General features: G+C 69.9%; 12 protein-coding genes. 5 read left to right on the top strand and 7 right to left on the bottom strand.

The window, feature by feature from the left end; genetic code table 11:
- Positions 1-136 precede the first annotated feature (136 nt).
- Positions 137-2,545: a glycoside hydrolase family 95 protein gene (locus OHA25_RS50860; protein WP_327584049.1), complete on the bottom strand. Its 2,409-nt coding sequence runs from the start codon at positions 2,543-2,545 to the stop codon at positions 137-139.
- Between the two features lie 68 nt (positions 2,546-2,613).
- Here OHA25_RS50860 and OHA25_RS50855 point away from each other — a divergent pair, with 68 nt between their 5' ends.
- Positions 2,614-3,444 carry an amidohydrolase family protein gene (locus OHA25_RS50855; RefSeq protein ID WP_327584048.1) on the top strand — a complete coding sequence of 277 codons (831 nt, stop codon included), beginning with the start codon at positions 2,614-2,616 and terminating at the stop codon, positions 3,442-3,444.
- On the opposite strand, the gene OHA25_RS50850 is transcribed toward OHA25_RS50855, so the two are convergent.
- From OHA25_RS50850 to OHA25_RS50825, 6 genes are read right to left on the bottom strand one after another with little or no spacing between them, the layout of a single operon-like run.
- Entirely contained in the window at positions 3,441-4,481 is a 1,041-nt protein-coding gene (locus tag OHA25_RS50850; protein ID WP_327584047.1) for an aldose 1-epimerase family protein, read from the bottom strand. The genes OHA25_RS50855 and OHA25_RS50850 overlap by 4 nt on opposite strands.
- Positions 4,478-5,176, bottom strand: a complete 699-nt coding sequence (locus OHA25_RS50845) for an SDR family NAD(P)-dependent oxidoreductase (RefSeq protein ID WP_327584046.1) — start codon at positions 5,174-5,176, stop codon at positions 4,478-4,480. Before OHA25_RS50845 ends, OHA25_RS50850 begins: the two co-directional genes overlap by 4 nt.
- Complete coding sequence (locus OHA25_RS50840) at positions 5,173-6,282, bottom strand: hypothetical protein (protein ID WP_327584045.1); 1,110 nt, start codon at positions 6,280-6,282, stop codon at positions 5,173-5,175. The genes OHA25_RS50845 and OHA25_RS50840 overlap by 4 nt, the downstream gene beginning before the upstream one ends.
- A complete protein-coding gene (locus OHA25_RS50835) occupies positions 6,270-7,448 on the bottom strand; it encodes a CaiB/BaiF CoA transferase family protein (protein ID WP_327584044.1) in 1,179 nt (392 codons plus the stop codon). The genes OHA25_RS50840 and OHA25_RS50835 overlap by 13 nt, the downstream gene beginning before the upstream one ends.
- Entirely contained in the window at positions 7,448-8,212 is a 765-nt protein-coding gene (locus OHA25_RS50830; protein ID WP_327584043.1) for an enoyl-CoA hydratase/isomerase family protein, read from the bottom strand. Before OHA25_RS50830 ends, OHA25_RS50835 begins: the two co-directional genes overlap by 1 nt.
- 10 nt (positions 8,213-8,222) lie before the next feature.
- Positions 8,223-8,939, bottom strand: a complete 717-nt coding sequence (locus OHA25_RS50825) for a FadR/GntR family transcriptional regulator (protein ID WP_327584042.1) — start codon at positions 8,937-8,939, stop codon at positions 8,223-8,225.
- Positions 8,940-9,439: 500 nt separating this feature from the next.
- Here OHA25_RS50825 and OHA25_RS50820 point away from each other — a divergent pair, with 500 nt between their 5' ends.
- Genes OHA25_RS50820 through OHA25_RS50805 form a run of 4 tightly spaced genes read left to right on the top strand, consistent with a single transcriptional unit; the run spans position 9,440 to position 15,033 of the window.
- The gene (locus tag OHA25_RS50820; RefSeq protein WP_327584041.1) at positions 9,440-10,417 is read left to right on the top strand and encodes an ABC transporter permease; all 978 of its coding nucleotides are present in this window, start codon (positions 9,440-9,442) and stop codon (positions 10,415-10,417) included.
- A 1-nt stretch (position 10,418) separates the two neighbouring features.
- Positions 10,419-11,258 carry an ABC transporter permease gene (locus OHA25_RS50815; RefSeq protein ID WP_327584040.1) on the top strand — a complete coding sequence of 280 codons (840 nt, stop codon included), beginning with the start codon at positions 10,419-10,421 and terminating at the stop codon, positions 11,256-11,258.
- Positions 11,255-13,324, top strand: a complete 2,070-nt coding sequence (locus tag OHA25_RS50810) for an ABC transporter ATP-binding protein (RefSeq protein WP_327584039.1) — start codon at positions 11,255-11,257, stop codon at positions 13,322-13,324. The genes OHA25_RS50815 and OHA25_RS50810 overlap by 4 nt, the downstream gene beginning before the upstream one ends.
- Positions 13,321-15,033 (top strand): ABC transporter family substrate-binding protein, encoded by a 1,713-nt coding sequence (locus tag OHA25_RS50805; RefSeq protein ID WP_327584038.1) that lies wholly within the window; start codon positions 13,321-13,323, stop codon positions 15,031-15,033. Before OHA25_RS50810 ends, OHA25_RS50805 begins: the two co-directional genes overlap by 4 nt.
- Positions 15,034-15,050: the final 17 nt, after the last annotated feature.

Raw genomic sequence — 15,050 nt, 5'->3', positions numbered from 1 at the left:
CTCTCCTTAACTTCCCGCCACCGTTCGTACTCGGCGCGGGTCTCGGGGGTGAGGGGGTAGTAGTCCGACAGGGCGCCGCCCTCCTCGATGCGGGCGCGGCTGTAGCGCTCCCACTGCTCGTGGTCGGACAGCTGGGTCAGGGGGACGGGGCGAGGTCGTAGACGGCGTGGCGGCGGGTGTCGAGGACGAGCACGGTGGGCTCCGGGCGGCCGGCTTCGACCGGGCGGCCGTCCCGCGTCACCGTGACCGGCTTCGAGGTGCGGAGGGTCAGCCGGCGGCCCAGGTCCGAGCGGATCCGCCCGCGCGTCAGTGCCCCGCCGGCCCACTCCAGGGACACCTCGAAGCCGCCCCGCGCCCGCAGCCCACGGAACGACCCGGAAGGCCAGGCGGCCGGCAGGGCGGGCAGCACATGCACCTGGTCCGCGTGGCTCTGCAACAACATCTCCGTGATCCCCGACGTGCCGCCGAAGTTGCCGTCGATCTGAAAAGGCGGGTGCAGGTCGAACATGTTCGGCGCGGTCCTGGCCGGCACCAGCAGGTTCCCCAGCCGCTTGTACGCCTCCGCCGCGTCCAGCAGCCGCGCCCAGAAGTTGATCTTCCAGGCCAGCGACCACCCGGCCCCCGCCTCCCCGCGCAGTTGCAAGGTCCGGCGGGCGGCCGCGGCCAGCTCCGGCGACAGGCGCGGGTCGATCTGGTGCCCGGGAAACAGGCCCCACAGGTGCGAGATGTGCCGGCTGCGCGACAGCGCCGCGTCACCGCGGTAGTCCTCCTGCCACTCCTGGATCTGCCCGAGGTGGCCGACCTGGTTCGGCACGAGCCGGGAACGCGCCTCCAGCGCCTTCTCCCGCATCTCCGGCTCCCGCCCCAGGACCTCGGACGCGGAGGCGAAGGCCTCGAACAGGTCCCGCAGGATCTGCATGTCCATGGTCGGCCCGGCACAGATGCTGACGTTCTCGTCGCCGTCCTCGTGGTGCCCCACCTCGGGTGAGTGCGACGGGTTGGTCACCAGGTAGCCGGTCCTGGGGTCGGTCTGCAGCGTGTCGAGGAAGAACTCCACCGATCCCTTGATCAGCGGGAAGTGCTCGCGCAGCCGCCGCTCGTCCCCCGTGTAGAGGTAGTGCTCCCACAACGTCAGGCACAACCACGCGCCGCCGGTGGGCCACACGCCGTAGAAGGCGAAGTCCACGGGCGCCGTGCCGCGCCAGCCGTCGGTGTTGTGGTGCGCCACCCAGCCGCCCGCGCCGTACTGCGTCCGCGCGGTCTTGGCGCCCGTCTCCGACAGATCCTTGATCAGGTCGAACAGCGGGTCCATGCACTCGATGAGGTTGGCGGGCCCGGCCGGCCAGTAGTTCATCTCGCAGTTGATGTTGATGGTGTACTTCGACTCCCACGCGGGCGTCAGCGAGTCGTTCCAGATGCCCTGCAGGTTCGCGGCATAGCCGGGGGAGCGGGAGCAGGAGATCAGCAGATAGCGGCCGTACTGGAAGTACAGGGCGGCCAGCTGCGGGTCGGTGTCGAGCTGCCGGCGCGCGATGCGCTCGTCGGTCGGCAGCGCGACCGCCTCCGAGGTGCCCAGGTCGATCTCGACCCGGCCGAAGAGCCGCTGGTAGTCGTGGACGTGCTTACGCCGCAGCACCTCGTACGGCTGCCCGCCCGCCCGCTCGAGATGCCGCCCCGCGACCTCGGCCGGGTCACCGCCGACGTCCTTGTAGCTGCGGTAGCTGGAGCCCATGGAGATCAGCAGCGTGACCTCGTCGGCGCCCTCGACGACCAGCGTGCCGCCGTCGGCGCGGACCGTGCCGCCCTTGGCCTGGGCCTTGGCCAGGGCGCGGAAACGCACCTCGCCCTTGAGCCCCTGGGTGTCGCCGCTGACCCCGTCGAGGGCGATCGTGTCCCGCCCGGCAGCGGCGACGCCGGAGGACTGCGGGCTGGAGAAGGCCGCCTGGAAGGTCACGGAGCCGGGCTTGTCGGCCGTGAGCCGGACGACGATGACCTGGTCGGGGTTGCTGGCGAAGACTTCGCGCGTGTGGCGCACGCCGTCGCGGACGTACGTCACAGTGGTGACCGCCCGCGTCAGGTCCAGCTCGCGGCGGTACTCCGTGAACTCGGCCGAGCCGGGGAACGTCAGCGTCAGGTCGCCGAGCACCTGGTACGGCGCCTGTTCGCTGGGCCTGCCGAGGAATGTCCGGTCGGCCAGGTTCTGCGCCGCCTGCCACTTGTCCTCCCAGACCAGCCGCCTGATCTCGGGGAGCGCGGCCAGCGCCTCGGGACTGTCGTAGGTGTGCGGCCCACCGGCCCAGATGCTGTCCTCGTTGAGCTGGAACCGTTCGGTGGCCACGCCGCCGAACACCATCGCGCCGAGCCGCCCGCAGCCGACCGGCAGCGCCTCCAGCCAGGCGGTGGCGGGGCGCGTGTACCAGAGGGCAAGAGGGTTGCCGTCGGTGGTGGCGGCCCGTGCGGGGACGCCGCTCGTCAGCAGGGTTCCGGCGGCGGCGCCTAACCCGGTCGCCAGCACGCCCCGTCGTGTGTAGCCGTCGTTGATCACCAGTACTCCTGTCTGCTACGTTTCGGTCTGCCAACGATCTCCCGCCCGAGCTGGAGCTCGACTGACCCATGGATCGCATCGACGCACACCACCACGTCTGGGACCTCGCCGTCCGCCCGCACACCTGGCTGGACCCGGAGCCGATGGCGCCCGTCCGGCGCACGTTCACGCTCGACGACCTGGCAGGGCCCGCCGCCGCGGCCGGGGTGACCCGCACCGTGCTCGTGCAGGTGCTGTCCGATCTTGACGAGACTCGCGAGTTCCTGGCACTCGCGGCCGTGTCCGACCTGGTCGCGGGCGTGGTCGGCTGGATCGATCTGACCGCGCCGGATGCCGCCGACACGCTGGCCGCCCTGCCCGGCGGGCTGGTGGGCGTGCGCCACGGCGTGCAGTCCGAGCCCGACCCGGAGTGGCTCAACCGGCCCGACGTGCGGCGCGGGCTCGCCGCGGTGGAGGCCGCCGGGCTGGCCTACGATCTGCTGACGCTGCCGCGCCAGCTGCCCGCCGCCATCGACACGGTCAGGGCCATGCCGGGGCTGACGTTCGTGCTCGACCACCTGTCCAAGCCGCCGATCGCGGCCGGGGAGCTGGAGCCGTGGCGGAGCCGGATCAAAGAGCTCGCCGCGCACCCCAACGTCTACTGCAAGTTGTCCGGCATGGTCACCGAGGCCGACTGGGCGACCTGGCGGGTGTCCGACCTGCGGCCGTACGCGGAGGTCGTGCTGGAGGCGTTCGGGCCTGATCGGGTGATGTTCGGCTCCGACTGGCCGGTGTGCCTGCTCGCGGCCGAATACCAGCGGGTCGCGCAGGCCGCGGACGAGTTGTGCGCGGGGCTGTCGGGAGGTGAGCGCGCCGAGGTGTTCGCCGGCACCGCCCGGCGCGCGTACGGCCTGCATTAGGAGACGCGGAAGGTCGTGTGGTAGACCCGCGACTCCAGCGGTCCGAGCCAGATCATGCTGCCGTCCTGTCTGGCCGCCGTGTCACCGGACACGTGGTGGGTGGACGGCTCCAGGCCGACCGCGTAGTTGCCGGAGCGCAGGTTCAGCCACTCGAAGAAGTACGGGAACTCCGCCGCCGGCCACTCCACGCTCACCTTCATGCCGAGCCGGTCGTTGACCACCGCCACCCGGTGCGTCCCGTCGGCGCCGGGGACCAGCGCGTGCTCGTACACCTGCTCCACGAACCCGGGAGCGGGCCCGGGGAAGGTGATGTGGTCGGCCTTCTGCTCGGCCACGCTGTCGGTCTGCCAGAGGGTCTCGCGGATGTCGGCCTCGAACCTGGCGCCCTCGTCGAGCAGGGGCCAGCCGAGGTTGATGTGGTAGAGGAACATGTGCGGCGCCGGCTCGAACCCGGCGTTGGTGACCGTGTCCACCAGCCTGATCTCGTCACCGCCCAGGTCCGCCTCGATGCGCCGGACCAGGCGCAGGTTCTCGGCGAACACCGCGGCCTGGCGCACCTCGCCCTCGGCCCAGAGCACGCAGCGGTCGTCCTCCCACCGCTCGCCGTACCCGGTCAGCCGGGCAGGGATGTTGCCGACGCGGCCGTGCAGCCCGTGCCGCACGCTCTGGCGCGGCGGGTAGCGGTAGTCGCCGGCGGGCACCTCGCCGCCGAACAGCGTGTGGTCGAGCCCGGCCGTGACGATGAGCCCGGAGAACGAGCGCAGCCACGACAGGCCGTCCTCGTCGGCGTTCTCGTGCAGCCCCGGATGGCGGAAGCCGGTGGGGGAGCGCCAGCCGAACGCCCGCCCGGCGTGCTCGGCGTGCCCGATGTCCATGCACCGGTCGACCAGCACGTCGAACGCCAGGCCTGAGCCGGTGCGGAACTCCAGGGTCCTGATGCCGCGTTCGAGCCCGTCGCCGAGCGTCACCAGCCGGACCCCGCCGGCCGCGCTCAGGTCTCCGGTCAGCTCGGCCAGCCGCTTGCGGTCCGGCGTCATGCCATCACCCACCCTCCGTTGACTTCGATGGTCTGGCCCGTCACGAACGAGGCGTCCGGGCCGGTGAGGAACGACACCACGGCGGCCAGCTCCTCCGGGGTGCCGCGCCGCTGCAGCGACTGCCGTTCCAGGACGAACCGGTTGTACGCCTCCGGATCCGGATGGATCTCTTCGGCTGCCGTGGGGAACGCGCCCGGCGACACGCAGTTGACCCGGATCTCACGCGGGCCGAGCTCGCGGGCCAGGGCCCTGGTCAGCGCGGCCGCCGCGCCTTTCGTGGCGACGTAGGCGGCCAGGTCGGACCAGCCGCCGTGCATGGTGATCGAGGCGATGTTGACGATCGCGCCGCCTCCGGTCATCTGCCGGGCGGCGTGCTGGGCGGCCAGCCAGTAGGCGCGCTGGTTGACCGCGTGCACGTCGTCGTACTCGGCCAGCGGCACCTCCAGGAAAGGCCTGCTGGGGTAGACGGCCGCGTTGTTGACGAGGATGCCGACCGGGCCGAGCCGCGCGGCCGTCTCGGCGAACGCCTCCTCGATGGCGGCCGGGTCGCGCAGATCCACTTTGAGGTTGAGCGCGGCTTCGAGCGCGCCGGCGTCGAGGTCGAGTGCCGCCACCTGGTGGCCGTCGGCCGTCAGGCGGCGGACGATCGCCTTGCCGAGCGCTCCCGCCGCGCCGGTGACGAGCGCCGTGGTCATGCGTGCCTCCATTCCTTACGCAGGTTCTCGAGCAGGTCGCGAGCCGGCACGCGGGCGAGCAGCCCGTCGCGGAGCAGCGCGGACGACCTGTCCTGCAGGGCGATGTAGCCGGGGAACCGCGGCCTGACCCAGGCGGCCTCCATCGTGGCGGAGGTGCCGCGGTAGAACGGTGCGGTGCCCTGGGCCTGCCAGACGGCCCGGGCGGCTGCCTGCCCGCCGGTGGCGGGAAAGAGCGCGGCCTGCACCGGCGCGGACGTCAGCCGGCGCAGGTGCGCGCGGACGGCCGCGCCGATCGTGCCGGCGGACTGGCCGACCGCGGCGGACTGGCCGACCGTGCCGGCGGACTCGCCGGTCGTCTCGACGCGCCGCCGCGAGACCGCCAGCCCCGTTCCGCCGAGCACGCTCCCCGGCGGCCGTCCCGGCCAGGAGGGCGCGTCGGAGAACGCCAGCGGGTAGGTGACGTAGCCGTACACCAGCGGGCAGTACTCGGGCCCGCCCGCGGCCATGGCGTCGAGCACGCCGATCGGGTTGCGCAGCGACACCTCCCGGTCGGCGAGCGCAAGCAGCTCGGCCATGAGCTCCAGCGCCCTGGTGCCGGCCTTGTCGTCGAGGAAGTCGCCCGAGCAGAGCGCGCAGTACATGAGGAAGGCGTGCGGCCCGCCCAGGCACAGCGCCATCCGCGTGCCCCGGGCGAACTCCGCCACCTCCGGCCAGGTCCTCGGCGCCTCGACGCCGGGCCGGGCGGCGGCGACCTGGGTGGCCGCGTCGAGCGGCAGCGCCCACTGGCGTCCCTCCAGGTGGTAGCTGTCCCAGGTGCGGCCGACCGTGCCGGCCTCGAGCCTGGCCAGCTCGTCCGGCTCGAACAGCTCCTCCATCGGCACCAGCGCGTCCACGGCCGCGCCAAGTCCGGGGTGGTCGATCACGAGCACGTCGTACCTCTCGCACAACGTCGCGATCGGCTCGGACTCGAACCCCTCGAGTGGCTGCCGGTCCCACGCGATCGGCTCGGGCACGTCGCCATACGGGTTGTGTCCTGCCAGGTCGAGCCGGGTCAGCTCGTCCAGCGGCGCGTACCCGCGCGGATGGTCCCAGGTCAGTCCGCGCACGCCAGGACACCCTTCGCCACCAGCTCGGCCGTGCGCTCGGCCGGGTAGCCGAGCTCGTCGAGCAGCTCACGCGTGTGCTCGCCGACCAGCGGCGCGCCCCTGCGCACCGATGGCGGGCCTGCGCTCATGCGGTACGGGAAGCCGGGCGTCGTGACCGTGCCCTCGGTGCGGTGCTCGTAGGTGACGAACGAGCCGTTGTGCCGCACCTGCGGATCAGCCACCAGGTCCGCGTAGCCGTACACGGGTCCCGCCCACAGGTCATGGCGGGCGCAGATCTCCAGCCACTCGGCCGTGGTGCGGTCCGGCAGGCGGCGAGCCACGGCCGCGGTGATCTCGTCGCGCCCGGCGTGGCCGTCCATTCCGGCCACCTCGGGCAGATCGAGCGCGACCGCCAGCACGTCGAGCCTGGGCATGCCGAGCGCGAGGTAACCGTCCTTGGTGGCGAACACGCCGTACGGCGCGCGAATGTAGGTGTGGCCGTGCGGCTCGCGCCCGCGCCGCTGCGGCACCTTGCCGACCGTGAAGATCGACAGCTCCTGCATCTGCACGGCGATGGCCGCGTCCAGCATGTTGACGCTCACCCGCTGGCCCTCGCCGGTGCGCTCGCGGTGCAGCAGCGCGGCCAGCGCGCCCTCGAACGCGCTGTAGGCGGTGACGGCGTCGATCGCGTACGTCCCGGCGGGCGCGGGCGGGTCGCCGTCGCGGCCCGTGCTGAACATGGCCCCGCTCATGGCCTGCAGCAGGATGTCCTGCCCCGGCCTCGACACGTAGGGACCGCTCTCCCCGTATCCCGACATGGAGACATAGATGATGGCGGGGTTGACGGCGCTGATCGTCTCGTAGTCCATGCCGAGCCGCTCGGCCACCCCGGGCCGGTAGTTCTGCAGGAACACGTCGCCCGTCGCGGCCAGCCGGTGCACGATCTCGCGGCCCTCCTCGGACTTCAGGTCGACGGCGAGGCTGCGCTTGTTGCGGTTGAGCGACAGGAACGAGGCGTTGACCCGGTTGCCCGTGGCGCCGCCCGCGGGGGCGTGCCGCTGCCACTCGCCGGTCACCGGCTCCACCTTGACCACGTCCGCGCCCAGATCTCCCAGCCGCATGGCGGCCAGCGGTCCCGCCATCGCGATGGACAGGTCGATGACGCGGTAGCCGTCGAGCGCGCCCATCAACGCCCCTCGAAGACGGGCTCGCGGCGGGCGGCGAACGCGGCCCGGCCCTCGGCGGCGTCGGCGGTGGCGAAGCAGACGGTCTGCAGGTCGCGCTCGTACTGGATGGCCTGGTCGAGCGGCATCGAGTAGGCGGCCTTCAGGTTGGCCTTGGCAGTCTGCGCGGCGATCGGGGGTCGTGCCGCGATCCTCCCGGCGAGCTCGACGGCGGCGGGCAGCAGCTCCTCGCGCGGGAGCACGTCGGTGACCAGCCCCCACGCCAGGGCGCGGGCGGCGTCGATGGGGTCGCCGGTCAGCAGCATGGTGGCCGCGTTGCCCGGGCCGACCGAGTGGGCCAGCAACGCGGACTGGCCGCTGCCGCCGATCCAGCCGAGCTTGATCTCGGGCGCGGCGAACGTCGCCGTGCCGGCGGCCAGCCGGATGTCGCAGGCCAGGGCCAGCTCCAGGCCGCCGCCGTAGGCGTAGCCGTTGACGGCCGCGACGATCGGCTTACGCAGGGCCCGGACCGCGTCGCCGTAGTCGCCGCGGTTGCGGAACTCCCACGGCGTGTCGTACGCGTCCAGCTCCCGGATGTCGCTGCCCACGCAGAACGAGCGGTCGCCCGCGCCCGTGAGCACGGCCACCCGCAGGGCCGGGTCGGCGTCGATCCGGTCCAGGCAGGCACGCAGCGCGGCGGCCATGCCGGGGGTGATGGCGTTGAGTTTGGCGGGTCTGTTGAGGGTGACGACGGCCACCGGGCCGTCGACGTCGAGGAGGACGTCCAAATGAGGGCTCCTAGCAACAGAGGCGGATGTGCTGCTCGGCGTCGGCGCGGGCGACCTCGACCACTTCGCGCATGGCCTCCTCGGCCTTGCGGTGGTGACGGCGCCTGATCGCCACCGCCACCCGCTCGTGGCCGGGCAGCGTCTCCTTGTTGTGCGCCACCGAGCGGGTGTGCACCTGGCGCACGGACCGCAGGGCGATGCTGATCATGTCGTAGATGTAGAGCAGCAGGTCGTTGTCCGCCGCGGCGAACACCGCCTTGTGGAAGGCCAGGTCGGCTTCGATGAACGGCTCGGGGTCGTCGGCGGTGGCGTAGAGGGCGGCCAGGGCCTCGTCGACGCGCCGCACCGCGCTCGCGTCGGCCCGCTCGGCCGCCACCCTGGCCGCGCCCGGCTCCAGCGCCACGCGGAGGTCGGCCAGCACCCGGATGTCCTCGGGTCGCGGCTCCGGCTCGAACCGCCAGCTCAGCACGTCGGCGTCGAGCAGGTTCCAGGACGCGCGGGGGCGCACCCGGGTGCCCGCGCTCCTCCTGGTCTCCAGCAGGCCCTTGCCGGCCAGGACCTTGACGCCCTCCCGCACCGCCGACCGGCCCACGCCCAGCTCGCCGACGAGATGCTCTTCGACGGGGATGGACGTGCCAGGGGGAAGAGAACCGCCGACGATGCGGGTGCCGAGGGCCTGGACCACCTGGACGTGCCGGGCGGCGTCCCGCTGAGGATCAGTTGCCACGTCCCGCACGTTAGCTCGGGAGCCGGATTTTTCCTAGCCCTTCATCAGATGAAGCTGAAATTTCATCAGATGAAGCGATACGTTGTCCCGGGTGGCCTCGAGACCGGGGCGTGGGCCGCGCCGGCGTCTCGCGCGAACTGTGGGCCGTCGCGGCGACGGGTCGAGGACCCCCGCGAATCGGCCGAGGGACAAGAAAGCCCCGATTCTAAGGCGCTACACAATGATGTGGATCACGCCGGTCAATCGTCAATTATTGTCCGGGTTTTGTGACACTACCGCTTACCGAAGCGGCAAAGAAGCCCCTGAATTGCCGGTGTTTCCGCAGGTGCAGGCCGCTTTTTTGGTGCATCACACGACCTCTTGCGATCTATTGTGAGTGACCTGAATGTTATGTTGACTCGTTTCTGACGTTATATGGTGGCAGATATTCTCCGGCTGATCGCCATCACCGCGTCATTGAGTTTTCACGACGCGGTATGGGACAGCGCGAACGGAGAGTAATGGGCAAGTACCTGCTTCGCAGGTTGGCAATGAATGTGATCTTGGTAGCGATCGCGGCCAGTCTCGCGTACACGCTTGCCGCCAGCACCATGAACCCGCGGGCCGCGTACCAGGCACGCCAGCCTCCCATCGCCGAGTCGGTCATCGACGCCACGCTCGACGCCTACAACCTGAACGACAAGACCCCCGTGCTCGTGCGCTACGGGACCTGGGCCAAGGGCGTCATCACGGGAGACTTCGGCAGGACCTGGAACGGCGGCTCGGTCAATGCGGAGATGGGCCGGCGGATCTTCGTCAGCCTGCGGTTGCTGCTGATCGGCACGGTGGTGGGCTTCGCCCTCGGGGTGGCCTTCGGAGCCCTCTCGGCGGTGCGGCAGTACAAGCTCAGCGACCGGTTAATCGGCGTCAGCTCCTTCGTGATCATGGCCCTTCCCGTCTTCCTCCTGGCCACGCTGCTGGCGATGGCGACGTACACCCTGAACGACGGGCTCGGGTTCACGCTGATCGAGTACACCGGCGAGTACAACCCGAAGCTGTCGGGCTTGGAGCAGTTCGTCAACCGGCTCAATCACCTGATCCTGCCGACCATCTCCCTCAGCCTCGGCTCGATCGCCTTCTACAGCCGTATCCAGCGCAACATGATGCTCGACGTGCTCGGCCAGGACTTCGTCCGCACCGCCATGGCCAAGGGCCTGCGCCGCAGGACCGCGCTGACCAAGCACGCGCTGCGCACCGCGCTGATCCCCTCTGCCACGTACTTCGCCTTCGCGTTCGGAACGATGTTCACCGGAGCCATCTTCACCGAGAAGATCTTCGCCTGGCACGGCATGGGCGCCTGGCTGGTCGACGCGATCAACGCCAACGACGTCAATTCCGTGGCCGCGGTGACCTTCTTCACCGCCGTCTGCGTCCTGTTCGCCGCCTTCCTGTCGGACCTGCTGGTGGCGGCCCTCGATCCTCGGGTGCGGGTGAGCTGACATGCGCTCCAAAGTCGTTCTCCGGCGCCTGCTCCGCAACAGGCAGGCCCGCTATGGCATCGCCGCCCTGATCCTGCTGATCCTCCTGGCGTACGTCGGCCCGTACATCGGCTCCTACGACTGGACCGACAAGGACTTCCTGGCCTTCATGTCGCCCCCTGACGGCGACCACTGGTGGGGCACCGGCGCCATTGGGCAGGACATGTACGCGGTCACGCTCCGCGGCATGCAGAAGTCCATCATCATCGGCCTGCTCGTGGCGCTGATCGCCACCGGCCTCGCCGCGGTAGTGGGCGCCTTCGCCGGATATTTCGGCGGCTGGTTGGACAAGGTGCTCATGTGGGGTGTGGAGCTGCTGCTCGTCCTGCCCAGCTTCCTGATTATCGCGATCATCTCGCCGAGGTTGAGGGGCGGCTCCTGGCTCTGGTTCGTGGTGCTGCTGGCCGCGTTCACCTGGATGGTCACCTCCAGGGTGGTCCGCAGCATGACGCTCTCGCTCCGCGAGCGTGAATACGTCCAGGCCGCCGTCTACATGGGCATCCCGCGCTGGAAGATCATCTTCCGGCACATCGTCCCCAACCTGTCCTCCTTGCTGATCATCGACGCGACGCTCAACGTCAGCGGCGCGATCATCGGCGAGGCGGCGCTGTCCTTCTTCGGGTTCGGCATCCAGCCGCCCGACGTCTCGCTCGGCACGCTCATCGCGGAGGGCTCGCGCAACGCCACCGGCTACCCGTGGTTGTTCGTCTTCCCCGCAGGTCTGCTGGTGCTCCTCGTGCTGAGCATCAACCTGATCGGCGACGGCCTGCGTGACGCACTCGACCCGGGGAGCAACTCGTGAGCATCTTGGAGGTCAACGACCTCACCGTCACCTTCCCCGGCGGCATCCAGGCGGTGCGCGGGGTGTCGTACGAGGTCGAGCGCGGCGAGGTCCTCGGCATCGTCGGCGAGTCCGGCTCCGGCAAATCGGTCACCTCGCTGGCCATCATGGGCCTGCTGCCGAAGGGCGCCGTGGTCAGCGGCTCGGTCAAGCTGCACGGCCGCGAGCTGATCGGCATGGACGAGGACGAGCTGATCAAGGTGCGCGGCAAGACGATCAGCATGATCTTCCAGGATCCGCTGTCGGCGTTCACGCCCGTCTACACCATCGGCGACCAGGTCGCCGAGGCCGTGCGCGTGCACCAGAAGATGGCCAAGGACAAGGCCGCCAAGCGCGCCGTGGAGCTGCTCGACCTGGTCGGCATCCCGAACCCGCACCTGCGGGCCAAGGCGTTCCCGCACGAGTTCTCCGGCGGCATGCGCCAGCGCGCGATGATCGCCATGGCCATCGCCAACGACCCCGACCTGCTGATCTGCGACGAGCCCACCACGGCGCTGGACGTGACCATCCAGGCGCAGGTGCTGGAGGTGCTCAAGACCGCGCAGCGGGAGACGGGGGCCGGCATCGTGATGATCACCCATGACCTGGGTGTCATCGCGGGCATGGCCGACCGGGTGCTCGTCATGTACGCGGGCCGGCCGGTCGAGCAGGGGCCGGTGGACGACATCTACTACCGGCCGCGGATGCCGTACACGATGGGCCTGCTCGCCTCGATCCCCAGGGTCGACGGCGAGGAGGGGCCGCTGGTGCCGATCGAGGGCAACCCGCCCTCGCCGTCGGCGCTGCCACCCGGCTGCCCGTTCGCACCGCGCTGCCCCATGAAGGTGGACATGTGCGACGACGAGGAGCCGCCGCTCACGCCGTTCGCCGGCGGGCGGCACGTCGCCTGCATCCGCTCCCACGAGATCGAGCACAAAGGCCTGAGCGGGGCTGACGTGTTCCCCGTGCCGGTCATCCCGCCGAGCGACGTGGTCCGCGTGCCGCGCGCCGAGCGCCCCACGGTGCTGCAGCTGGACAGCATGATCAGGCACTACCCACTGATGAAGGGCGCGGTCTTCAAGCGCCGCGTCGGCACCGTGTACGCGGTCGACGGCATCAGCTTCGACATCGCGGAAGGCGAGACGCTGGCCCTCGTCGGCGAGTCAGGCTGCGGCAAGACCACCACACTGCAGCAGATCATGCAGCTGGCGCCGCCGCAGGGCGGCCGGGTCGTCGTGCTCGGCAAGGACAGCGCCAAGCTCGACAGCGGCGCCCGCAAGGCGCTCCGCCGCGACCTGCAGATCGTCTTCCAGGACCCCATGGCCGCGCTCGACCCGCGCATGCCGGTCGGCGACATCATCGCCGAGCCGCTGCGCGCGCACGGCAGGAAGGACGTGCGGGCCCGGGTCGCCGAACTGCTGGAGCTGGTCGGGCTCTCGCCCGAGCACGCCGAGCGCTACCCGCAGCAGTTCTCCGGCGGGCAGCGCCAGCGCATCGGCATCGCCCGCGCGCTGGCGCTGGAGCCGAAGCTGCTCGTCCTGGACGAGCCGGTCTCGGCACTCGACGTCTCCATCCAGGCGGGTGTGATCAACCTGCTGGAGGAGCTGAAGAACACACTGGGATTGTCGTACCTGTTCGTGGCCCATGACCTGGCCGTGGTCAGGCACCTGGCCGATCGGGTGGCCGTGATGTACCTCGGCAGAATCGCCGAGATCGGCACGGTCGAGAACGTCTACGACCATCCCGCGCACCCCTACACGCAGGCGCTGTTGTCGGCGATCCCGCTGCCGGACCCGGACATGGAACGCACCCGGAAGCGGATCCTGCTCGAAGGCGACCTGCCCAGCCCGGCCGACCCGCCATCGGGTTGCCGGTTCCGCACCCGCTGCCCCAAGTTCGCCCGGCTCACCGAGGGCGAGCAGCAGCTGTGTGTCGACGAAGAGCCCCCGGTTGCTCGGCTCGCGAACGCCGTGGACCACGGCGCAGCCTGCCACTACGCGGAGGAGATCGAGGTCATCACGGCCTCGGACGATCAGGAGGAAAAGTGAAGGTTCGATACCGGGCAGCCGCAGGACTCGCGGTCCTGGCCATGGCCGTCGCGGCCTGCGGCGGGGGCGCCGGCGAGAGCAAGCAGCCCACTGCGCAGAAGTCGCAGGAGGCGCAGCAGCAGATGGCGGAGGTTCCGGCCATCAGCATCAACCCGGTCGCCTACGAGCAGGTCAAGGACGGCGGCACGCTGACCCTCGTGGTCGGCCAGTGGCCGAGCCAGTGGAACGGCTACCACGTCGACGGCAACCAGGCGGACACGGCCGAGATGCTCGACGTGTTCATGCCGCAGCTGATGGTGGCCGACTCGGAGGCCAACTTCACGCCGAACAAGGACTTCGTGACCGACGTCAAGAACGACATGTCGTCGGGCAAGCAGGTCGTGACCTACACGATCAACGACAAGGCCATGTGGTCGGACGGCACGCCGATCACGTGGAAGGACCTCGAGACCCAGTGGAAGACCAACAGCGGCAAGGACAAGAAGTTCAAGCCGGCCTCCACGGACGGCTGGGACAAGATCGAGTCGGTTGAGAAGGGCGACTCGGACAAGGTTGCCGTCATCACCTTCGCCAAGCCGTACCTCGAGTGGCAGGGCATGTTCAACCGGACGACCTCGCACCTCTTCCCGGCCAAATACGTCGAGACGCCCGAGGGGTTCGACAAGGGCTACCTGCAGAAGATCCCCGCCACCGCGGGCCCCTTCAAGGTGGAGAAGCTCGACGAGGGCACCAAGACGCTCACGCTCGTGCGTGACGACAAGTGGTGGGGCAGGAAGGCCAAGCTCGACAAGATCATCTTCCGGGCGATCGAGTCGCCCGCCGCGCAGGTGAACGCCTTCGCCAACGGCGAGATCGACGCCGTGGAGATCCCGTCGGGCGCTCCGGCCGAGCTCAAGCGGGCCAAGGAGGTCCCCGGCGCGGAGATCCGCAAGGCGCTCAGCCCGAACTGGCGGCACTTCACCGTCAACAACCAGAGCGAGTTCCTGAAGGACAAGAACGTCCGGCACGCGATCGCGTACGCGATCAACCGTGACGTGATCACGCAGTCCGACCTCAAGGACATGGACTGGCCGATCCAGACCCTCGGCAACCACGTCTTCATGAACAACCACAAGGGCTACGTCGACAACTCCGGCGACCTCGGCAAGTACAACCTGGAGAAGGCCAAGCAGCTGCTCGACGCGGCCGGCTGGAAGCAGGAGGGCGAGTACCGCAAGAAGGACGGCAAGGAGTTCGCGCTGAACTTCGTCATCCCCACCGGCACGCCGGTGTCGCAGACGGAGGGGGAGCTCACCCAGGCCATGCTCAAGGAGGCCGGGATCAAGGTGACGATCCGCCCCGTCCCCTTGGACAAGTTCTTCAACGACTACATCATCAAGGGCGACTTCGACCTGGTGCCGTTCTCGTGGATCGGCGTCCCCCTGCCGATCGGCAGCCTGAAGCAGATCTACTTCACCGGCTCGGAGAGCAACTTCCCGAAGGGTAGCGACCCGGCCGTCGACGCGGCCATCGACGCCGCGACGAGCGAGATGGACCCGGCCAAGGCCATCGAGCTGGCCAACGCCGCGGACAAGCTGGTCTGGGACATGGTGCACACCATCCCGCTGTACCAGCGTCCTGACATCTATGCGGTCAAGAAGACGCTCGCCAACTTCGGTTCGCGCGGCTACCAGTTCTACGACTTCACGCAGGTCGGCTTCACCGGCTGATCTCCGCGTAGCTCGAA

The sequence above is a fragment of the Nonomuraea sp. NBC_00507 genome (assembly GCF_036013525.1).
Lineage (GTDB): Bacteria > Actinomycetota > Actinomycetes > Streptosporangiales > Streptosporangiaceae > Nonomuraea.
Note: the sequence above shows the minus strand (reverse complement) of the source record. Positions and strands in the feature narration are given on the sequence as shown.